This is a genomic window from Desulfovibrio mangrovi, from assembly GCF_026230175.1.
Taxonomy (GTDB): domain Bacteria; phylum Desulfobacterota; class Desulfovibrionia; order Desulfovibrionales; family Desulfovibrionaceae; genus Halodesulfovibrio; species Halodesulfovibrio mangrovi.
Genome location: NZ_CP104208.1, coordinates 1613328 through 1633456, shown reverse-complemented (window position 1 = coordinate 1633456; position 20129 = coordinate 1613328). Strand labels below are relative to the sequence as shown.

Annotated in this window: 20 protein-coding genes; 13 read left to right on the top strand and 7 right to left on the bottom strand. The window is 55.0% G+C overall.

The window, feature by feature from the left end; all coding sequences use genetic code 11:
* The first annotated feature begins 300 nt into the window (after window positions 1-300).
* The 4 genes from N1030_RS07625 (at window position 301) to N1030_RS07610 (ending at window position 6183) form a co-directional block, all read left to right on the top strand.
* Window positions 301-3480 carry an FG-GAP-like repeat-containing protein gene (locus N1030_RS07625; RefSeq protein ID WP_265828667.1) on the top strand — a complete coding sequence of 1060 codons (3180 nt, stop codon included), beginning with the start codon at window positions 301-303 and terminating at the stop codon, window positions 3478-3480.
* 135 nt (window positions 3481-3615) lie between these two features.
* On the top strand, window positions 3616-4458 hold the full coding sequence (locus N1030_RS07620; protein WP_265828666.1) for a glycerophosphodiester phosphodiesterase: 843 nt from the start codon (window positions 3616-3618) through the stop codon (window positions 4456-4458).
* A gap of 34 nt (window positions 4459-4492) precedes the next feature.
* Entirely contained in the window at window positions 4493-5224 is a 732-nt protein-coding gene (locus N1030_RS07615) for a potassium channel family protein (protein ID WP_265828665.1), read from the top strand.
* Between the two features lie 65 nt (window positions 5225-5289).
* Window positions 5290-6183 (top strand): DMT family transporter, encoded by an 894-nt coding sequence (locus N1030_RS07610; protein ID WP_265828664.1) that lies wholly within the window; start codon window positions 5290-5292, stop codon window positions 6181-6183.
* Window positions 6184-6288: 105 nt separating this feature from the next.
* Here N1030_RS07610 and N1030_RS07605 read toward each other — a convergent pair whose 3' ends face one another.
* On the bottom strand, window positions 6289-6705 hold the full coding sequence (locus N1030_RS07605) for a winged helix-turn-helix transcriptional regulator (protein WP_265828663.1): 417 nt from the start codon (window positions 6703-6705) through the stop codon (window positions 6289-6291).
* A 427-nt stretch (window positions 6706-7132) separates the two neighbouring features.
* On the opposite strand from N1030_RS07605, the gene N1030_RS07600 reads away from it, so the two are divergent.
* The 5 genes from N1030_RS07600 to N1030_RS07580 all read left to right on the top strand — a co-directional run bounded on the left by N1030_RS07600 (window position 7133) and on the right by N1030_RS07580 (window position 9428).
* Window positions 7133-7711 carry a flavodoxin family protein gene (locus N1030_RS07600; RefSeq protein ID WP_265828662.1) on the top strand — a complete coding sequence of 193 codons (579 nt, stop codon included), beginning with the start codon at window positions 7133-7135 and terminating at the stop codon, window positions 7709-7711.
* A gap of 119 nt (window positions 7712-7830) precedes the next feature.
* Complete coding sequence (locus tag N1030_RS07595; protein WP_265828661.1) at window positions 7831-8340, top strand: nitroreductase family protein; 510 nt, start codon at window positions 7831-7833, stop codon at window positions 8338-8340.
* A 1-nt stretch (window position 8341) separates the two neighbouring features.
* Window positions 8342-8530: a 4-oxalocrotonate tautomerase DmpI gene (dmpI, locus tag N1030_RS07590; RefSeq protein ID WP_265828660.1), complete on the top strand. Its 189-nt coding sequence runs from the start codon at window positions 8342-8344 to the stop codon at window positions 8528-8530.
* Between the two features lie 109 nt (window positions 8531-8639).
* Window positions 8640-8933: a putative quinol monooxygenase gene (locus tag N1030_RS07585; protein ID WP_265828659.1), complete on the top strand. Its 294-nt coding sequence runs from the start codon at window positions 8640-8642 to the stop codon at window positions 8931-8933.
* Between the two features lie 162 nt (window positions 8934-9095).
* Window positions 9096-9428, top strand: a complete 333-nt coding sequence (locus N1030_RS07580) for a hypothetical protein (protein ID WP_265828657.1) — start codon at window positions 9096-9098, stop codon at window positions 9426-9428.
* 78 nt (window positions 9429-9506) lie between these two features.
* On the opposite strand, the gene N1030_RS07575 is transcribed toward N1030_RS07580, so the two are convergent.
* From N1030_RS07575 to alr, 6 genes are all read right to left on the bottom strand, one after another.
* Window positions 9507-10370, bottom strand: coding sequence for a class I SAM-dependent methyltransferase (locus N1030_RS07575; protein ID WP_265828656.1), 864 nt, complete (start codon window positions 10368-10370; stop codon window positions 9507-9509).
* A gap of 217 nt (window positions 10371-10587) precedes the next feature.
* Window positions 10588-12051: a replicative DNA helicase gene (gene dnaB, locus N1030_RS07570; protein ID WP_420842831.1), complete on the bottom strand. Its 1464-nt coding sequence runs from the start codon at window positions 12049-12051 to the stop codon at window positions 10588-10590.
* A complete protein-coding gene (gene rplI / locus N1030_RS07565; protein WP_265828655.1) occupies window positions 12023-12529 on the bottom strand; it encodes a 50S ribosomal protein L9 in 507 nt (168 codons plus the stop codon). The genes dnaB and rplI overlap by 29 nt, the downstream gene beginning before the upstream one ends.
* A 12-nt stretch (window positions 12530-12541) precedes the next feature.
* Entirely contained in the window at window positions 12542-12805 is a 264-nt protein-coding gene (gene rpsR / locus N1030_RS07560; RefSeq protein ID WP_174406079.1) for a 30S ribosomal protein S18, read from the bottom strand.
* A complete protein-coding gene (gene rpsF, locus N1030_RS07555) occupies window positions 12806-13111 on the bottom strand; it encodes a 30S ribosomal protein S6 (RefSeq protein ID WP_265828653.1) in 306 nt (101 codons plus the stop codon).
* A 136-nt stretch (window positions 13112-13247) separates the two neighbouring features.
* Window positions 13248-14369, bottom strand: coding sequence for an alanine racemase (alr, locus tag N1030_RS07550; protein ID WP_265828652.1), 1122 nt, complete (start codon window positions 14367-14369; stop codon window positions 13248-13250).
* Window positions 14370-14585: 216 nt separating this feature from the next.
* Here alr and N1030_RS07545 point away from each other — a divergent pair, with 216 nt between their 5' ends.
* The 4 genes from N1030_RS07545 (at window position 14586) to rbsC (ending at window position 20114) form a co-directional block, all read left to right on the top strand.
* Complete coding sequence (locus N1030_RS07545; protein ID WP_265828650.1) at window positions 14586-16916, top strand: LPS-assembly protein LptD; 2331 nt, start codon at window positions 14586-14588, stop codon at window positions 16914-16916.
* 290 nt (window positions 16917-17206) lie between these two features.
* Window positions 17207-17626, top strand: a complete 420-nt coding sequence (rbsD, locus tag N1030_RS07540; RefSeq protein ID WP_265828649.1) for a D-ribose pyranase — start codon at window positions 17207-17209, stop codon at window positions 17624-17626.
* Window positions 17626-19143, top strand: coding sequence for a ribose ABC transporter ATP-binding protein RbsA (gene rbsA, locus N1030_RS07535; protein ID WP_265828648.1), 1518 nt, complete (start codon window positions 17626-17628; stop codon window positions 19141-19143). The genes rbsD and rbsA overlap by 1 nt, the downstream gene beginning before the upstream one ends.
* Complete coding sequence (gene rbsC, locus N1030_RS07530; protein ID WP_265828647.1) at window positions 19140-20114, top strand: ribose ABC transporter permease; 975 nt, start codon at window positions 19140-19142, stop codon at window positions 20112-20114. The genes rbsA and rbsC overlap by 4 nt, the downstream gene beginning before the upstream one ends.
* Window positions 20115-20129 lie beyond the last annotated feature (15 nt).

Here is a 20129-nt window from a genome sequence, read left to right as displayed (position 1 = left end):
GGATGGTGCTGATGCGTCACCATCTATCAATATTAAACAAGACTGATTGTCATTACTGGTAATGCGGTTGCTGTGAAATTGCAGGGCATGGCCGGAAATTGCATGCAGAATGCCGCCTTGATGTCCGTGTTGACGGAATTGAGGCGGTCTTTTGTTGCAAACGAGGTGGTTTTGCATTGGCAGTGCTGAATTCTGCAAAATGGCAGTGGTCATTATAATACGTCGTTGAAGTGTTGCTATACTTCTCTGCTGTTGGTACTGTGTGACGTATTCCTTTTTCCAGGGGGGGAGGAGGTTGCCATGGCTGAGATAGGAAGCGTTGTTTCCGCGGCTGGTCAGGTCGTTGCCATATTGAATGGTGCGGAACGGGTGCTCACGGCAGGGAGCCACGTGTTTGAAGGCGAAGTCATCAAGACTGGAGAAGGCGCATCGGTCGAGGTGCGTTTTGATGACGAAACTGTCCTGTCCCAGGGGCCGAACAGCGAGCTGACTCTCGATTCCTACGTTTATAATTCAGACTCACCGGCGCAGAGCAGTTTCCTGTTCAAAATGGCACAGGGAACCTACCGTATGGCTACCGGCCAGATTGCGGAAGATAATCCCGACGGAGTCCGCCTTGAATCCCCCCTTGCCACCATAGGCATTCGCGGCACCACTACCGTATCGCAGATTCTGCCCAACGGGCAGGAGTTGCACGCGGCGGAATCCCTTACTGGCGGGCGGTCCATCATTCTTCAAGACCAGTTTGGCAATCAGCAGCTCATTACCTTTACATTTGGCGGTGTTCCATTGGCTCCCGGGGTTCCCATGGGGGCTGTCATCACCGTGCCGCAGAGTGTGTTTGATACCATTCGGGCGAGTGCCCCTCTGACGTCCAGAGGCGAAGCCCCCGCACCGGGAGCCGAAGGCGGTGGGGGGGACGATGGGGGGGCCGCAGGCGATGGTGCTGATCTTGGCAATCCGGAAGGCCCGGGTAACAGTGAAGTTGCAGGCGAAGGGAGTAACGGAGAGGCCCCGCAGGGAGGAGAAGGAGATCCGTCTGGACCGGATGGTGAAGGACTCGGGCTTGGCGAAGCCATAGTTATTGACCTGATCGGCACCAATCCGCTGGCGGAGGCTCTCGGATTTCAACAAGGGTTTATCGAACTGGGCGACAGTATGGGCGATGAGCTGGGGGGATCTTCTGATCCCAATGACCTGTTGGATGCCCTGATTGACCAGCTTGTGAATCTTTCTGATGCCTATCAGAATAGTTTTTCCGGATTTGGTTCTCTCGTCGATGAATTTGATACGCTGCCCCCGTCAGTTGTCGTGCCCCCTGTGAATGTCTCTGGCGTGAACGTCATAAAGGGTAATGACTCGTCTGAACTGCTTGTCGGCACCAATGGGGCAGACTCCATTCTTGGTTATGGTGGCAACGACATAATTGTAGGTAGCTGGGGAAAGGACGTACTGATTGGCGGGCTTGGTGATGATACCTTGTATGGGGCTGGAACTGGGGCAGAGGCTTCCGATCGCCTGAACGATATTGGAACGGTTTCATACGGCAACGACTCTTTGGAAGACGGCACGTTTGCCAGAATTGACGGCGACAGGTTCAATGACGTGGTGCTTCTGGCAAAGAACACTGACAGCGAGTCAACAACTCTGCTGTGGTACAAAAGCTCATATAATGCATCCACCCACTCCCTCTCTTTCTCTGAGCCTAACATCATAAAGGTGTTTGATAACGACTCAAGTGAGAAGGTCCTTGCCGTTGCAGATATCGACAAAGATGGCGATATGGATATCCTTGTCGGCACAGCTGATGGCAACCTTATTGAATTCCAGAATCAAGGAGGAGGGATTTTTCAGGAGCAGACGCTGGACAGCCTTGCAGGCGGTGTGAGTAACATTGTGGTCGCCGATTTTGACGGCGATGGCGATAACGATATTGTTATTCGCGGTATTGACGGCATCGCATGGTATGAAAATGGCGAGGGTGATCCCAAAAGTATTATCTCTGAGATTGGTTCTAGTGTTATTCTTGAGGTGGCCGAACTGAATGGTGAAGATGGTGACTATCAGGAAGTGATCACGAAATATGGTTTAGTCCTGAAGTGCTACTATCACGACGGGACGGGTTGGAAGTACTCAGTTATTAAAGACGATTTTTCCGGAACCGAGCAGGGGGTAGTGCTGGGCGACTCTGACGGAGACGGTGACAAAGATCTGTTTTTGTATAGTGACGACAATTTGAGCATGTACCTGAACACCGATGGAACATTTGTTCAGAGTCAGGTTTCTTTTGCTCCGGTTGGCACCATCCAGTCCATCGCTCTGGGCAACTTCATTGGAAACGGGGATCTTGATCTGCTCGTTGCGACGGCCAGCAATCTGTATATCTATCACAACGTGGATGATGCTCAGGGGTTTGAGAAGATCGACCTGCTCGCCTTTACCGGTGGTGAGACAATTGACGGCGTGATGGTTGGCGATTTTGACGGTGACGGACAGGTCGACGATGTGGTCATCCACTTCAACGACACGCCAAATACCGCTGTCGTCTATGAGAATTTGTTGAGCGAGGCGGAAGGCAATACGGTGAATTACCAGTCTGCAACGCAGCCGGTCAGCGTTACCTTGAGGGACACGGTCGCCGGTTCGGCCTCCGGCGGAGACGACAGTGATACCATCTATCTTGTGGATAACATCACCGGTTCTAACGCTTCGGATTTGTATGGTTTCGGGGACACCCTTACCGGAAACAACTACGATAACAAGATATTCGGGCTGGCCGGTAATGACACCATTATGGGGCTGGGCGGTGATGACACCTTGGATGGCGGCACCGGTATGGACAGTATTGAAGGCGGGGTAGGGAACGACTCCATTCTGGGTGGCGATGGAAATGATACCATCTACGGAGATGCCTCAGACGGCGGCACTGTGTTCGGGGATGATACGATTTCCGGTGGAGCCGGGAGCGATGAGATTTATGGCGGTGGCTGGGATGATGTGCTGCTCGGAAACACCGGTAACGATAACCTTTTCGGCGACGACGGCAACGACACACTGTGGGGTGGATTGGGACAGGATTCTCTTGAAGGCGGTCTCGGTAATGACACCTTCTATTACAGTTCTGTAGCTGAAGCCGGTGATACGGTGAACGACTTCACCCGTAGCAAGGATGTGTTTACCTTCCTGAGTTCGCAGTTCGGTTCGTCGGGACAGCATGGGGTCTTGTCGGGAAACGACTTCATTTACTGGGTGAAGGCTGACCATGGCAATATGAGTTTCATGGATGCGAACCCTGAATTAGACAGCGGCCAGACCTACCGTTTTGTTTTCGACGAGACCTGCGGCTCAAATTCCGGGCAATTGTATTACGAGAGTGCTGCAGGAAAGGTGATGATTGCTGAGGTGAATGTCGACGGCGGGCCTCTGGAAGCTTCAGACATTTATCTGGTGAATGACCCATATGCAGATCTCCCCGGTTGATAGTAAGGGAACTGCCAGAATTTCAGAGAGATATGCCAACCCCGTCCGCTCCGTGCGGACGGGGTTTTTTATGGCGGAGATTGTATTGCCGGTGTACAGTGCCCGCACTATTCTGCCGTGATGAAAGGAGATCGCATGCTGCCCAGAGTTCCTACCATGAATATCGCCCACAGGGGCGCGCGGGGCGTCTGTCCGGAGAACACGTTGCTTGCCGCCGGCATGGGGCTCGCCTACGGCGCACATATGTGGGAATTGGATGTCAGGATGACGAAGGACGGGGCGCTTGTTGTCATACACGACGAGACGCTGGAACGGACGACCAATGTTGCCTCGCTTCCTGCCTTTGCCTCACGCGCTCCGTGGCGAGTCTGCGATTTCACTTATGAAGAGCTGAGGATGCTGGATGCCGGCTCGTGGTACGTGCAGACGGACCCCTTCGGCCAGATTGCGGCCGGGGCCGTGGATGAAGAGGATATGGATTCGTATCGGGGGCTGGCGATTCCCACCTTGCGTGAGGCGCTGGAGTTTACCCGCGATGCGGGCTGGTGCGTGAATCTGGAAATAAAGGATCACGAACACCTCATCGGTCATACTGTCATAGCGGAGGCTGTGCTGGACTGCATACGTGAGACGGATATGGTGGAGAGCGCGCTGCTTTCCTCGTTCCAGTATCGGTATCTTGAGCAGGCAGCCGCCTTGATGCCGGAGCTTCCACTCGGTGTGCTGGTGGAAGAGGTTCCGGCCATGGACCCCGTGGAGCTCGTCCGTTCGCTTAAGGCCCATGCCTATCATCCGTGGAGCGAGATGGTGACGGAAGAGGATGTGGCACGTCTTCGTGACGCCGGATTCGGCGTTAACGTGTACACCGTGAATGATGCAGCCGCGATGGAAGAGTTCGCCTCATGGGGAGTGACCGGTATTTTTACGGATTTTCCTCTTCTGTGCTGGGGTGTTCTGCAAGGTGAGTTGTTTGGGTGATCTCCCTATCTTGATTGCGTGAGGCGGTGAGGCCATGAAGCTGACGGTGAAGGGCAAGCTGTCCTACCTGCTGGTTTCCCAGACCGGACTGTTGCTCCTGTATCCCTATCTTGAAGGAGGCGGCTATGCCACGGCTGCGCTCACGTTCATTTTTACTGCCATCATGGTTTTCGCCGTCTATGCGGTGAGCTTCAAGCCGATACATCTCTGGATAACGCTCGGTATGGGCGTTCCGTGGCTTGTTATAAGTTGGATAGACGTGTTTGCCCCTATCCAGAACAAGCTGCTGCTTGTTTCATGGTATGGGCTCATGTGCGTCTTCTACTGCTATGTGGCTGCCGTCATCCTTGCCCACGTGCTGCGTGCAAAGGTCATTACCATGGATATTATCTGTGGTGCCGTGAGCGTGTACATATTCATCGGCCTGTTCTTCTTCATTCTGCACGGCACTGTGGAAACAATATATCCCGGTGCGTACATTACGGGCACACTGCCGTCCGGAACGGACCACATAACCTGGCCCGGCTTTCTCTATTTCAGCTTTGTCACCCTTGCCACGCTCGGGTATGGCGATATTGTGCCGCTTGCCAGTCAGGCTCGCTCGCTGGCGATTATCGAGTCTGTTGTCGGGGTCTTTTATGTGGCCATTCTCATTGCCCGTCTGGTGGCAGCGCAGGACTGGAGAATGCGTGACGAAGGAACGGATGGTCCACGAGGCTGGAGTGGGGATAAACGTGCTGAAATAGTTGATAGAAAAGTTGATTGACCGTGCGAATAAATGCGCGTAATCCCGCCGGAAAGTAGTGTTCACTCTTATCTGGATGGTGTGGGATGGTTTTCATCGGCGAAGCGGCCGCTCTTGCCACGGCATTGCTGTGGGGACTCTCGGCCTGTATGCATACGGCTGCCGCCCGTTTGGTCGGGGCTTTGTCGCTCAATCTGTTCCGTCTTCCCCTATCCCTTTTCTTTTTCCTTGCCGGAACGATCGTGTTCCAGTCGCAATGGGATCTCTCGCAGTCGCAATATCTCTGGCTCGCCGGTTCGGGCATCGTAGGGCTTGCCTTCGGCGATGTGGTTTTCTACGCCAGCGCCGTGCGCATAGGAGCGCGTCTTTCTGTTCTGCTGTGGGAGCTCTCACCAGCCGTTACCGCTGTTCTTGCGTATTTCTATCTTGATGAAGGGCTCAGCCCCATGGGTATGGGTGGGATTGCTCTCACCATGCTGGGCGTGCTGTGGGTTCTTTTGGAAAAGCATGACGGCAGCATTCCGGACCTGACCCCACGCCGATGGGCGGAAGGTATTGTCTACGCACTGCTCTCCGTTGCCGCGCAGAGTATAAGCACCGTTTTCGCCCGCACCGCGCTTGTGCAGGGGGGCGATGTGCTGGTCAGCGCCTCTGTCCGGACGGGATGCGCCACCGTGGCCCTTTGGTTGTTCGTAAGCCTTGTGGGTAAGGCCGGGCGTTCCATCAAGACCATACGCAGCAATCCTCAGGCATTGCGTATTATGGTGCTTGCCGGTTTCATCGGCCCCACAGTGGGTATCTGGTTGTCTTTGCTGGCCATGAAGCACACCAAGGCCGGTATAGCCGCAACCCTTATCGGGCTTGAGCCTTTGGTGGTAATTGCGCTTCTTGCCCTGCACGAAAAGAAGCGCCCCTCGCCACGGCTGGTGACGGGAGCGCTTATCTCATTTGTGGGAACGGCCTTGTTGTTCCTGCGATAGCTGTCCGTAGCAATCCCTTATTCGGGTGTTCTTCACGGGTTATGCACCTTCTGAGCGCAAGGTGGTTACCCCGAACAGGGCAACTCGTCTTCCAAGCTCTGGTTGTTAACGGCTGCCTGCAGCAGTTGCGGCGCAGGGTGTCTCGGAGAACGCGTCTTCATCCGTGGAGACAGTTTCCACTCCTCTCAGCTTTTCATACTCCGCGCCCCACTGGCACAGGCGCTTCAGCAGCGGAATAACCGACTTGCCGATTTCCGTAAGGGAGTATTCCACCTTCGGGGGAACTTCCGCGTATACGTCGCGGTGGACAATGCCGTCGTTTTCCAGTTCGCGGAGCTGCTGGGTGAGCATTTTCTGGGTGATGCTGGGCATGGAGCGCTTCAGTTCACTGAACCGCTGTTTGCCGTCCTGACCGAGACGGTACATGATGAGAGGCTTCCATTTTCCGCCGATGAGCTGCAATGTCAGCTCCATGGCGCAATAATACTCTTTGCCCGAACAACGCTTGAGTTGGCATGTCATGCTTGTTGCCTCCCGATGACCGATATTGAAATTGCGTTCGCGGACATGGTGATGTCCGTTGCGGAATATCTACAGCACTCCATGGTATCTTTCAAGGGGGTATGGTTCCTCATCGTATACTATGGAACAAACTAGTGCGTACTTGATGATTTGTTTGTTGTGTGGTCTATGGAACGCAGACCTCGCCCAAAGCCGTATGCTTTGAGTTATTCTGTGCCCAACCATTCCTATTAGTGGAAGTTTTCTGCGTGAAATTTTCTGAATGGTTGAGTTGCGCGTAAGCAATAGGCCCGGATGCAGGCGGTTGCGGGGAGCAGAGAAGGGCAAGGGCGGCAGGTATCTACCGGGAGCCGGTGTTTTCCGGTAGCGACTTTTGTGGAACCCCCTCACTGGCTATAAGAATCAATACGAACGAAAGAGGTGGAAGATGTCCAAGCGGATAGTGTTTGTTCATGGAGGCCCCCGTAAGCATGGGAATACGCGTGCAGTGACAGCGTTGACCATGCAGGCGGCCCGTCAGGCCGGGGCTGATGTGGCAGAGATTGATGCCATTGGGCTGGACTTCAAAGTTCCCGGCTGTATCGGCTGTCATAAGTGCCAACAGACCGAAGTATTTGAATGCGCCATTGGCGATGAGCTGGCCCGTAAGGTGGCAACGTTGGCGGAGTATGATGTCGTTGTGCTTGCAACGCCCTTGTACTGGTGGAGCTACACGGCCCAGCTTAAGATGTTCGTCGACAGGATGTATTCCCTGTGTAAGTTCAGTGAGGATGGAATCCGGACTGTGATGGGGGGAAAGACCTTGGCCCTCATTGCCACGGCCGGAGGCCCCATGAAAGACAATCTTGAGGTGCTGGAAAGCCAGTTGAGGAATCCGTCCCTCATGATCGGGTGTTCATTCGCCTCCTGTCTGTTCCCGGATACGACAGCAGAGGCAGGGGAGTTGGTGAACGATTCTTCCGTAGTCGAAAAGGCACAGGCTTTCGGCCGGCAGCTTGCTTCATAGCAGGCGACCGACAAGCGTCCTTCTTTTTGGGCGGTAGTCCCGGAATGATCCCGTCTGGTATAACGTAACAGCGTTGTTTCAGCGTTGATATGCCAACCATGCACCCATCAGGAGGCATTATGGAAACTTTGCAGGCTATTCATACGCGTCGTTCCATTCGCAGGTACGCGGGCGGAAGCATCGACAGAGAGACCATCATCGATGTACTGAAGGCCGGTATGGCTGCCCCCAGTGCGGGCAACCAGCAGCCGTGGCGTTTTATCATTATCGAGGACAAGGATACGCTCGGGCGTATTCCAGCCCTGCACCCCTATGCGGGCATGGTCCCTTCAGCATCCTGTGCAATCATGGTGTGCGGAGATACGTCGTCGGAAAAGTATCCGGGCAACTGGATGCTCGATTGCTCGGCAGCCATTCAGAACATGCTGCTGGCCCTGCATGACAAGGGACTGGGGGCAGTCTGGTGCGGGCTGTGGCCTGATGCGGGCAGAGTGGAGCGGTTCCGTTTGCTTGCCGGTGCGCCGGAGCATATCGTCCCGTTAGCTCTTATTCCTGTGGGCATACCGGATCAGAAGACTGGTGTGCAGGATCGATATGATGAAAACAAGGTTCACTGGGAGAGGTGGTAACATGCCTGTTGTGACTGTGGTTTCGAATGTGTTGGAGAAGGATCAGAAGCGCGAACTGGTCGCCCAGATTACTGACGTGTGCTCCCGTGTGATGAATCTGCCGCCGCAGACCATCGTCGTCATACTGGACGAAAAGCAGCCCGAGAATATTGGTGTTGCCGGCACGCTGCTGTCAGACAGGACTGCCTGATAGCTGCCTGCAGGTAGCCCGTATGTGTATCTTTTCAGGATTACGGCTGATTCGCGTCCGCTTGCGATCGTTTTCTTTGATAACCAGATAATAAAGCGAGATTGTTGGAATGTCGGAACATGTGTTTGTATCCGCTGTGCTGGTAGCGCAGAATGGTAAGGCCGAGGCGTTGCATGAAGCCATTGCGGAAGTTGTTGTCCCCACAAGAAAGGAAGATGGCTGCATTCAATATGCCCCTCATCGTTGCGTGACGGATGACCATCGTTTTTTGTTCTTTGAAGAATGGACATCGCAGGCGCATCTGGATGCCCATCTCGCCTCTGCCCATCTGGCGGTATTTCGGGAGCGGGTAGGCGGCTTGCTTGCCGGTGCGCCGGAGGTGCTGGTCTGGAGGCGTTGTTAATCAGCGGCAAATTGCCTTAACGGCAACGAGATGTGTGGCTGTGGGCGGTTGAACGCAACGGCAGTGAGATATGCATTCCGGCGGGCCTTGTATTATGCCGGAAAATTGCGTACTTCCCCCGCTGGCGGCTGTGTGCGCCGCTGACCAAGCTAGGAGGAAGCAATGAAGATACTCGCTTTGGACAAGGTGCTGGAATCCGCCACCCCTGAAGGCATCAAGGGCAATTTCATGAAGGAAGTGAACCAGATGGTGAAGCTGTATCTCGCCGATGTGGTTCGCGAGATCTACTTCCGTCAGGACCGCTCCGGTACTGTTCTGGTCATGGAAGCCGCCACTCTTGAAGACGCCCGCAATATGATTGACACCCTGCCGCTGGTAAAGGCGAAGATGATTGATTTCGATCTCATCCCGCTGGGCCCCTTCATGCCGCTGGCACTGTTGCTGGACGATGAGCAGGAAGAGGCTCCTGCAGCCGGTTCCGCTAACTGCCACTAGGTCGTTTCGGAACAGCCTGGGCTGGATATGTTCTGAAAGCCCGCCGTATCTTGCTGATACAGCGGGCTTTTTTGTTGTCTAAGCGCAAATGGCCGTGAGCAGCATCAGGTCTGCATGAGAGCCGGGGAGTGCGGTCTCGACCTTGATCTCATCGAAGCCTGCCTCGTAGAGCAGTGCCATATATCCTTCAAGAGACCATGCCTGCATGGTGCTGTGGTATGTTTCAACCGCCTCGGAGGCCGCTGCGGCCTCAAGGTGTATAACATGGAAGGTTTGTCGGGCTACCGCGAGATGGTCGTACCAGCGGCTTTCCATGAGACAGAGATGCGGGAGCTCGGAGAACAGGCCCTGTGCCGCCTTGTACCAACTGTTTGCAGACCCCGCCCTTCTGACAGCCTCTTCGGTATGAACCTCGAGGATGATGCGCCCCCCTTTCCTCAGGGCCGTATGTGTCTTTTGCAGGATTGCGCGGCAAGATTCCGGTGGAAAGACGTTTAGCTCGCCGTACAGCAGCGTTGCCACGTCGTATGGTCCCCCAAAAGGGGTGGCGAGTATGTCACCCAGCATAAAGGTGGCTTCTGCTTCGGTTATGGTCTGCAGCGCGTAGTCAATGGAAGCGGGCCCGAAGTCGATGCCGTGATACCGATGTCCGTACGAGAGCCAATGCCTTGCATACAGACCGGGGCCACAGCCAAGGTCGAGAATGCGGGCGCGGGTTCCGCCAAGGAAGGTTTTCTGCATCCATGCTGTTTGCATGGCAATGGATTCGATGCGCCTGCTGGCAAGGTCGTGATCCTGCGTGAGGTGTTCACGCAGCATTCGCCTGCTGAACTCGGGGTCGTTCCAAGGAATCTTGTAGGCGCCGGACCATACGTCCGAAGCGGTGGGCTGGGTAGAATCGGCGGGGGTATGCAGAATATGGAGAAGAGAATGTCTGGTCATGTTGTAAGCTCCTGAACGCAGTAATACTGCGATTGGCATGCACATAGAATCGATCCTGCACGGGCAGGGTCGGAAGCCTGATGGAAACAGGGGACAAGTCAGGCGTTGTGCCTGTTTCTTGTCGTCTATGGCGAGTGCTTACAACATAGCGGGCAAGTAGTTGCATGAACGCTGCGTGTTGTAAAGTCCGCAGCAGGGAAAAAACGAAGTGGGGGGGCTACATCCCTTCGGGAAGGGATTCCGAGGGGTAAAGGTCGGTGGCGTTTTCGAAGCGCGTGAACTGGCCGTTGTACTGCAGGGGGCATGCGCCGACGGCACCGTTTCGCTGCTTGCCGATGATGATTTCGGCGGAATGGATGAGGGCTCGGTCTTCCTTCTTGTTGTAGACCGCGTCACGGTAGATGAACATGATGACGTCCGCATCCTGTTCGATAGCGCCGGATTCGCGAAGGTCGGAGAGCATGGGGCGCTTGTCCGCACGCTCTTCCACCTTTCGGTTGAGCTGCGAGAGGGCAATGACGGGAATATGCAGTTCCTTGGCCAATGCCTTGAGGTTACGGGAAATATCGGAAATTTCCAGTTCGCGTGAGTCCGTCTTGCGGCTTGAGCGCATCAGCTGCAGGTAGTCAACGATGACCATGCCGATGTTCTTGCTTGCCTTGAGACGACGGGTGCGTGCGCGCAGGTCCAGCGTGGAAAGCGAAGGCGTATCATCAATGAAGATGGGGGCGTTGCCGAGTTGGTCTGCAGCCCAATGCAGGCGCTGCCAGTCTTCATCCGTGATGCCGCGGCCAGTGCGCAACTTGCTCAGTTCCACGCCGCCTACGGCCGCAATCATACGCGACATGAGCTGTTCCATGCCCATTTCCAGCGAGTAGAACACAACGGGAACGCCGCCCTGTAATGCTGCGTTTGTGGCCAGGTTCAGGGTGAACGCCGTCTTACCCATGGAAGGACGAGCTGCCACGATGATAAGGTCGGAGGGCTGCATGCCTGCCGTCATCTTGTCCAGCGTGTAGAAGCCGGTAGTGACGCCGGTAACAAGGTTCTTGCTGTCAATGCGACGTTCAAGTTCCTCGAACACACGACCCACAAGCGTCTTGGAATCGACGAAGGCCTGTCCTGCGGTGCGTTCGGAGATGGAGAACACCGCTTGTTCTGATTCATCCAGCAGATTGTCGATTTCGACTGATTGGTCGTAGCACTTGCTGATGATCTGCGAGCAGGACTCGATCAGATTTCGCTGCAGGGACTTGTCGCGGACGATGGTGGCGTAGTGTTCGGCGTTGGCGGCTGTGATGACGGAGTTTGCCAGTTCGCCAAGATAGACGGCGCCGCCCACCTGTTCGAGCAGGGCTTTGTCCTTGAGATATTGGCCTACCGTAAGAAGATCCACAGGCTTGTTTTGCCTGTGCAACTCCATGATGGCTGCGAAAAGTGTGCGGTGGGCAGGGGCGTAGAAATCATCCTCGTGGATGATGTCGACCAAGGTGTAGAGGGCGTCGGCGCGCAAAAAAATGCCGCCCAGCACTGCCTGTTCGGCCTCCATGCTGTGCGGAGGGACATTGCGCAACATATCGTCCGAGAGTTGGTCGAAACTCTCGGCATAATCCATGTCTCCGCCCCAAGGGGCGGAGACATGGTCGTAGTCGCTATTCAGCGGCTTCCTCTGCTGCGACATCGGCTACAGCGGGGGTTTCTTCCTCGACCAGACGGCCTTCGGGAGCAACCTTTACGAGGATTTCAGCGATAACGCCTGCGTGCAGGCGAACACGTACGGGGTATTCACCCAGAACGCGGATGGGGGCGTCAAGCAGGATACGACGACGGTCGATATCGATGCCCTGAGCGGCAAGAGTTTCGGCAATGTTGGTGGCGGTGACGGAGCCGTACAGCTTGTCGTTTTCACCAACGCGAACCTGCAGAACCACATCAGCCTTTTCCAGCTTTGCAGCCAGGTCCTGAGCGGCGCCGCGAACGGCTTCCATCTTTTCCTGCAGCTTCTTGCGTTCCAGTTCAAAAGCCTTCAGGTTGCCGGAGGTTGCCATCATGGCAAGGCCCTTGGGCAGCAGGAAGTTACGGCCGTAGCCGGGCTTTACTTCAACAACGTCACCGAGTACGCCGAGATTTTCGACGTCTGCGCGAAGAATAACTTTCATTGGTCGCTCCTCCTACAGGGTGCTCTTTTTCTTTACGTCACTTGCGTGCGTAGAGGTGAAGATGAGCAGAGCCATCTGGCGGGCGCGCTTGATTTCGGTGGTCAGCAGGCGCTGGTGATGGGAACAGGTGCCGGTGATGCGGCGAGCAATGATCTTGCCGCGCTCGGTCACGAAGTCGCGAAGGATATCGGGGCGCTTGTAGTTAAGCGGCAGATCCTTGTCTGCGCAGAAGCGACAGAACTTACGACGGGGAGTGAAGCGTCTCTTGAAAGCCATTTATGCAACCTCCTCGACTTCATCAGCCAGCTTAACGGTTACAAACTTGTAGATGCCGTCGGTGATGCGGATGATGCGCTCCAGTTCAGCAACGCCGGAGTTGGGCATGCTGTACTCAAGACGCACGTAGTAACCGCGCATCTGCTTCTTAACGGGGTAGGCGAGGTCGCGCATGCCCCAGTTGTCAACTTCAAGCACGTTGCCTTCAACGCGCTCGATAACGCCGGTCAGGGTGCCAAGCACGGTTTCACGTGCATCGGCGGCAAGCTCCGGGGAAAGGAGCAGCAGCGTTTCGAATTTTCTCATTCCTGTATCTCCTTGTGGTCTCTTGGCCCACTCTTGTAGAGTGAGCAAGGCAGAACGAGGTTGGTTAATGGAAAGCCCATGTGTTGTCAACAGCCAAATTGGTCAATCACGATAGCAAAAGGCTGTGTCGTTGTCATCAAGATGAAAATGTTTTGGGATTCAGTCCGAGCAGGCAGAACACCTCATAGGTGATAGTCCCCCATGCCGCGGCGAGTTCTTCGGGGGTGACGGGATTCTCGCAGGGGCCGCCGAGTATCCACGCTGTGTCACCGGAAGAGACCTTGGGGATATCCGTCACATCCACGGCAGTCATCTGCATGCACACGCGGCCTGCGATGGGGGCGCGTTGGCCGTTCACTATCATGGTTCCCTTGTTGGAAAGACCTCGGCTGAAGGCATCCGCATAGCCAACGGAGGCGATGGCGACGCGCATGTCCCGTGGTGCGGTAAAGGTGCGGCCGTAACTGATGGTTTTTCCCTTGGGCAGGTCATGTACCTGCAGAATGGGGGTGCCAACATCCATGGCCGGATGCAGCCCTGCGCCGAGGTGTTCGTTGGCAGTGCCATGCAGCGGGTTGGCTCCGTATAGCGCGATGCCCGGACGTTGCAGTTCGTGATGCGTTTCCGGATAGGCAAGAAGACCTGCCGAGTTGGCGATGGTGGCCTCAAAGCTCTGACCCGCGGTGCGAAGCGCCGCAATGATACGGGAGAACGTGGCGTGCTGTTCCCGTGTATAGTCTTCTTTCTCCGGTTCGTCGCTTACGGCAAAATGGGAAGCCACAATACTTACCTTGATCCCGGAAAGGCTTGGCAGAGCCTCCAGAATTGCTGGTATGTCAGCCTCTGAAAAGCCGAGTCTGGCCATGCCGGTGTCAAACTTCAGGGCGACCGGAATGGGGGCTTCGTCGGTAGCTGCATCGGAGATCATGCGCAGGTGCTCAAGAGAAAAGACAAACGGGACGATGTGTCCGATGCGGCAGGTGCAGGCTTCTTCCGGAGTAAGGGCGCCAAGCAGGGCAATGACGCGGCCGTCGAATCCGCCCTTGCGCAGTTTGACCGCTTCGCCGACTGTGCCGACTGCAAGCGTGCGTGCGCCTGCAGCAGCCAGCGTGTTTGCCACGGGGAGCAGGCCATGACCGTAAGCGTCTGATTTTATGACGCCAATGGGCTGCGTGGCCAGGTTGCGGAGCAGGGTGAAGTTGTCGCGTATGCGGTCAAGATGGATGCGGACCGAGATATTATTATATGATATGGTCATGCGGGTTCCTGCCCTAAAGGCATTGCTAAAAAATCAACGCCGCCGGAAGGATGCGCGCATTATCCGGCATTTATGCTCTTTCCCTGTGTCGGAAGCTGTGGTACACATCTGCCTAAGCAAAGGGTACGCATGCTTCATACAGATTTGAACAAGGTAATTCAACAATATAGCGGTTCGTTTTTTGCCGTCTTCCGTGCGCCGTCCCTCCGTGGAGTGATGGCGTTCTGCTGTGCGCTTTTTCTGGCGTTGGCGCTGTCCTTTCCGGTCGTTGCCGGTGCCACCGAAGTGCTTGTCCTTAATGAGGATGAAGAGGCTGTTGTCTGGACCCTGCATGCCGACAAGCTGACGAGCCTCAATGACAGCAAGGTGCTTGAGGCGGAGGGCAAAGTATCGCTACGGCAGGGTGAAGACTACCTTAAAGCGGATTTTATCCGGTATTTTTCGGCTACCAACTGGGTGCTGCTCAAGGGCAATGTTCAGGTGAAGATGGGCGAAGACGTGATGGAATCCGAAGAGGCCGAATTTGATCTTGGCAGCCGCATCGGCTGGCTCAAGAATGGCAAGGTGTTTGTTGACGGGCCGCATATCTATTTAGCGGGTGAAAAGATCAACAAGCACTGGGGGGACTTCTATACCTTCAAGAACGCCAAGGTGACCGCCTGCGATGGCGACAAGCCGGCATGGTCGGTTTCCGCCAAGGAAGCTACCATCGAACTGGACGGTTACTCCCAGCTTTGGCACACATCCTTTGCTATCAAAGATCAGGATATTTCCTACGTTCCCTATTTCGTCCTGCCCATGAAGACCAAGCGGCAGACGGGCTTTCTTTTTCCGGAATTCGGGCATTCCAGCAAGCTGGGCATGTGGTATCATCAGGCATTTTACTGGGCCATCAATGAATCCAGCGACATGACCATCAGCGAGCAATGGATCGAGAAGCGCGGATTCATGACCGGTCTTGAATACCGTCACCAGTTCGACCTGCATAACAAGGGGTGGTGGCGAGTTGATGCATTGCATGACACTGATATCGATTACTCGGAAGACGACGAAAGAGGCGGGCTGAATGATGACGGACTGGTGCGCACCAATCCGGAGCGTTTCTGGCTGCGCGGCATGTTCGACGGCACTCTGGCGGATCCGCGTTGGAAGCTGAAGGCTGACCTCGATTACGTTTCGGATCAGAATTACCTTCGCGAGTTCAAGCAGAGCTCTGCCGCTTTTTATCCCACGCGCGATGCGTTGCATGACTTCTTCGGGCGTGATCTGCAGGAAATCGATCAGAACCGGACCAGTGAAGTGCAGGTCAGCAGGGACTGGGAACGCGTAGGGCTGGCGTTTGGTGCCCGCTACGAGCAGAACGTGAACCTTGGAAACGGCAATAATGTGACTTCCACGGATCCGACGCTGCAGCGCTTGCCTCAGTTTGACGTTTTTCTGTTCAAAGGCGGTTTGCCTGTTCTTGGTGAGTCCTTCCCCATCGAATTTGAGGCAGAAGGACAGGCCGTGAATTTTTTCCGTCACAATGGCACCCGCGGCAGTCGTTTCGAGATTCATCCCAGCGTCAGTGCTCCGCTTGTGAGCGAGTATGGAACGATTATCCCCAAGGTAGGCTGGCGACAGACGCAGTATGCTACGGAAAGCGTGCACCAGTATGACACCGACAGAGGTGACGGCAAGGGCACTTCGCGTTCCGTGCCGGACTTCAGCGTGGCAGCTTTTACCGAATTGGCGCGAAACTATGATATTAAGGATGGCCAGGGGCTGACCGCCACGGCTGAAAATGTGGGCGAGAGTCAATGGGTGGCCCTGCGGCACAGCGTGCAACCGCGTATGCAGTATACCAACGTGCCCAATGTCAATCAGACGGATAATCCGTACTATGAAAGCCATGACCGTATCTGGGCGGAGAACGAGCTTCGGGTTTCTCTGGTGAACCTGCTCAGCCGTAAGTCTGAGTCTGTTGCCATGGCAGACGGAGAAGAAGGGCCAGCTCCCGTGGTCAATTACGACTACAGGGATGTGGTGCGTTTCCGTGTCGAGCAGGCTTATGATTTCCGGGAGGCTGAACGTACCGACATGCTCGACCAGTATGAGCGGCGACCGTTATCTGATACCGAAGCCGAGGTGATTGTTTCTCCGTTGGATTATCTGAATGTGTCCAGCCGTTCATTCTGGTCGCCCTATGAGAACAGGATTACAAGGCATGAGCACACAGTGTCTCTGTTTGCGGACAGTATCGGGCGTATACGTACTGGTCTGGACTTCCGCGACAGGGTTGATGAATACAAACGCCAGCGAACGGAAGAAGAGAGTCAGAGCAATGAACGCATCCGGGGCTTCAATACGGAGGTTGAGCTTACTTACTTTAAGCCGTGGAGCTTCAGGACGTTATATCGCGCTGATATAGAGAAAGGGACCGATCTCGAAAAGACCGTTGCGCTGATTTACACGCACCAGTGCTTTGAGTTTATTTCTGAAGTATCAGTTATGCCCGACGAAACGTCTGTGAACTTCTATATCAAACTTCAAGGGCTGACTTTCTAAATACCTTTGGGTGTATTTTATTGCAGTAGATATCCCCCCATCATGATGGGGGGATTTTTTTATGCCCTATTGTCTATAGTCGGGTGTACGACTGTGCGTTTTCATGTAAAATGGGAAGCACTCCTTTGTTGGGATAGTCTGCGCTGCTTCCGGTGATCTGTAGTGTGGCACATGGCCACACTGGGGGAAGCTTGGTGCTGGCATGTGTCGAAACGTTTGCGCAAACGTTTCGATGGTGGTACAGGCTGGTGAGAATGGTTGAAATGCAAAGAATTCAGGGATGAATATTGATGAAAAGAGCAGCGCTCATTAATTCGGAACTTTCGTATCTCATTGCGAAGATGGGGCATTTTGACGGCCTTACCGTCTGCGACGCCGGGCTGCCCATACCGGCAGGTGTACAGCGGGTTGATCTTGCCGTGTCGGCGGGCATTCCTTCCTTCATTGATACAGTCCGTGCCGTTGTATCTGAATTGGAGATCGAGTCCGTTGAGCTCGCGGAAGAATTCAGGACCGTCAGTCCTGCAGCTCATGAAGAGCTTATTGTGTTCCTGCAAAACGTTGCGGTTGAACGCGGCAAGCCTTTGCCGGTTACGTACGTGCCGCACGATACCTTCAAGGCGAATACCCGAAGCAGTGTGGCCATTGTCAGAACCGGTGAGTTCACCCCTTATGCCAACGTCACCTTCAAGGCCGGAGTGGTGTTCTAGTGGCCAGCGAACATCGCGTTCTTCTCACGCTTGAAGGTATCGAGAAAAGCTTTCCGGGCGTCAAGGCGCTGGACGGCGTCTCTCTGCGTGTGCAGGAGGGACGCGTCATGGCGTTGGTGGGCGAAAATGGCGCAGGAAAATCCACATTGATGAAAGTGCTCACCGGCATCTACGAACGCGACGCCGGGAGCATCGTATTTCTCGACGCGCCTCGCAACTTCAAGGGCCCGCGGGATTCGCAGACTGCCGGGATCAGCATCATTCATCAGGAACTGAATCTTCTGTCCGAGCTTTCCATTGCCGAGAATATATTTCTTGGCCGTGAAAAGGTGGGATTCATGGGGCGGATTCTCTGGAACGAGATGTACGACCGTGCCGATGAGCTGCTGCGCAAGCTCGGTGTGCAACGTTCCTCCCGAACCCGTCTCGGCGATCTGGGCATCGGGGAACAGCAGATGGTGGAGATTGCCAAAGCCATCTCCTTCGAGTCCCGCGTCATCATCATGGATGAACCGACAGACACGTTGACCGATACCGAAACAAAGGCGCTGTTCAACGTGATTTCAGAGCTGAAGCAGTCCGGCCACGGTATCGTCTACATTTCACACCGGCTCAAGGAAATCTTCGAAATCTGTGATGATGTCACCGTGTTGCGAGACGGCAAATTCATTGGTGAGCGCCCCGTGGCGGAAATCACGGAGGATGAGCTCATCGAGATGATGGTCGGCCGCAAGCTTGAAGAACAGTATCCCCGCGTCGCCGTGGAACCGGGGGCCGTGAGTCTTGAGGTGCGAGATCTTCAGGGGCCGAAGGTGCATGGCGTATCCCTGAAGGTGCGAGAGGGTGAGATACTCGGTATTTCCGGCCTGATGGGCACCGGAAGAACGGAGCTCATGAAATGCATTTTCGGTGGGCAGGCGGTAACCGGGGGAACGGTTTCCATGTTTGGCAGGGAGGTGCGCATTGCATCACCCAAGCAGGCGTTGGAGGCGGGAATTGCCTATATCAGCGAAGACCGGAAGGCCGATGGGCTGGTTCTGGGGTTGTCGGTGAAGGAAAACATGACGCTGGCCGCGTTAAGAAGTCTAAGTTCCGTCACGGGGCATATCCGCAAGGCGGAAGAGCAGGCTGCGGTGGACGGGTATATCAGGGCCTTCAACATCAAGACGCCGTCCCGGGAGCAGACCGTAGGCAACCTTTCTGGCGGCAACCAGCAGAAAGTGGCTATAGCCAAAGGGCTGCTGGCCCGTCCCAGAGTTCTTATCCTTGATGAGCCCACACGCGGGGTCGATGTGGGTGCTCGAAAGGAGATCTATCAACTCATAAACAGCTTCAAGAGCGAAGGTATGAGCATCATCCTCATTTCTTCCGACATGCCCGAGGTGCTGGGCATGAGTGACCGTATCATCGTGATGCATCAGGGACGCATCAGCGGCGAATTTGCGGCAATTGAGGCGGATCAGGAAAAACTCATGGCCTGTGCCATCGGCAGAACTCAGGTGGAGACGCATATATGAGCATACAAGATACGGCTACCCGGCGCAGGGATGGCTATTCCATCAAGAAGCAGTTGATCCGGCAGAAAACCCTCATCGCTCTGGTGGTGATGGTCATTGTTGTTTCCCTGCTGAATCCCAATTTTTTCACGACGGGCAATCTGCTCAATATCCTGCGCCAGACGGCGATCAATGCCATCATGGCGGTGGGCATGACTTTCGTCATTCTGACTGCGGGAATTGATCTGTCTGTGGGGTCTGTTCTGGCTCTGTGTGGTGCCATAGGAGCCAGCCTCATCGCCGCCGAGGTGCCTCTGGTGCCTGCAGTGGCCGCAACGTTGTGCGTCGGCGCGTTTATCGGCGCAGCCAGTGGGGTAATCATCGCCAAGGGTAAGGTGCAGGCCTTCATTGCAACGCTGGTCAGCATGACCATGGTACGCGGTTTTACCCTTGTCTACACCGACGGCAGGCCCATCTCGACAGGGTTCACGGAAACGGCGGATGCTTTTTCGGCCATCGGTACCGGCTATATGCTGGGCATTCCGGTTCCCATCTGGATCATGGCTGTGGTGTACGGTGCAGCCTGGTATCTCCTCAATCACACCAGACTTGGCCGCTATGTTTACGCCCTTGGCGGAAACGAAGCCGCCACGCGTCTTTCCGGCATCAACGTGGATAGCATCAAGATCACGGTGTACGCCATTGCCGGTTTCCTTTCCGCCCTGTCGGGTCTCATCGTCACCTCCCGTCTATCCTCGGCGCAGCCCACGGCCGGAGCGGGATATGAACTGGACGCCATTGCGGCGGTTGTTCTCGGCGGGACCAGCCTTATGGGGGGCAAGGGGACCATTATGGGAACCCTGCTCGGGGCTCTGATTATCGGTTTTCTCAACAACGCATTGAATTTGCTTGATGTATCGTCCTACTACCAGATGATTGCCAAGGCTCTGGTCATTCTGCTGGCAGTACTGGTTGATACGAAAAGCAAGTAGAACAACAATAAGGAG

Coding starts and splice junctions, on each gene's coding strand:
- dmpI (WP_265828660.1), top strand. CDS start 8,342: ATGCCTGTTGTGACTGTGGTTTCGAATGTGTTGGAGAAGGATCAGAAG.
- N1030_RS07620 (WP_265828666.1), top strand. CDS start 3,616: ATGCTGCCCAGAGTTCCTACCATGAATATCGCCCACAGGGGCGCGCGG.
- N1030_RS07595 (WP_265828661.1), top strand. CDS start 7,831: ATGGAAACTTTGCAGGCTATTCATACGCGTCGTTCCATTCGCAGGTAC.
- N1030_RS07625 (WP_265828667.1), top strand. CDS start 301: ATGGCTGAGATAGGAAGCGTTGTTTCCGCGGCTGGTCAGGTCGTTGCC.
- N1030_RS07605 (WP_265828663.1), bottom strand. CDS start 6,705: ATGACATGCCAACTCAAGCGTTGTTCGGGCAAAGAGTATTATTGCGCC.
- N1030_RS07575 (WP_265828656.1), bottom strand. CDS start 10,370: ATGACCAGACATTCTCTTCTCCATATTCTGCATACCCCCGCCGATTCT.
- N1030_RS07615 (WP_265828665.1), top strand. CDS start 4,493: ATGAAGCTGACGGTGAAGGGCAAGCTGTCCTACCTGCTGGTTTCCCAG.
- rpsF (WP_265828653.1), bottom strand. CDS start 13,111: ATGAGAAAATTCGAAACGCTGCTGCTCCTTTCCCCGGAGCTTGCCGCC.
- N1030_RS07585 (WP_265828659.1), top strand. CDS start 8,640: ATGTCGGAACATGTGTTTGTATCCGCTGTGCTGGTAGCGCAGAATGGT.
- rplI (WP_265828655.1), bottom strand. CDS start 12,529: ATGAAAGTTATTCTTCGCGCAGACGTCGAAAATCTCGGCGTACTCGGT.
- dnaB (WP_420842831.1), bottom strand. CDS start 12,051: ATGTCGCAGCAGAGGAAGCCGCTGAATAGCGACTACGACCATGTCTCC.
- N1030_RS07600 (WP_265828662.1), top strand. CDS start 7,133: ATGTCCAAGCGGATAGTGTTTGTTCATGGAGGCCCCCGTAAGCATGGG.
- N1030_RS07610 (WP_265828664.1), top strand. CDS start 5,290: ATGGTTTTCATCGGCGAAGCGGCCGCTCTTGCCACGGCATTGCTGTGG.
- rbsD (WP_265828649.1), top strand. CDS start 17,207: ATGAAAAGAGCAGCGCTCATTAATTCGGAACTTTCGTATCTCATTGCG.
- N1030_RS07545 (WP_265828650.1), top strand. CDS start 14,586: ATGGCGTTCTGCTGTGCGCTTTTTCTGGCGTTGGCGCTGTCCTTTCCG.
- rbsC (WP_265828647.1), top strand. CDS start 19,140: ATGAGCATACAAGATACGGCTACCCGGCGCAGGGATGGCTATTCCATC.
- alr (WP_265828652.1), bottom strand. CDS start 14,369: ATGACCATATCATATAATAATATCTCGGTCCGCATCCATCTTGACCGC.
- N1030_RS07580 (WP_265828657.1), top strand. CDS start 9,096: ATGAAGATACTCGCTTTGGACAAGGTGCTGGAATCCGCCACCCCTGAA.
- rpsR (WP_174406079.1), bottom strand. CDS start 12,805: ATGGCTTTCAAGAGACGCTTCACTCCCCGTCGTAAGTTCTGTCGCTTC.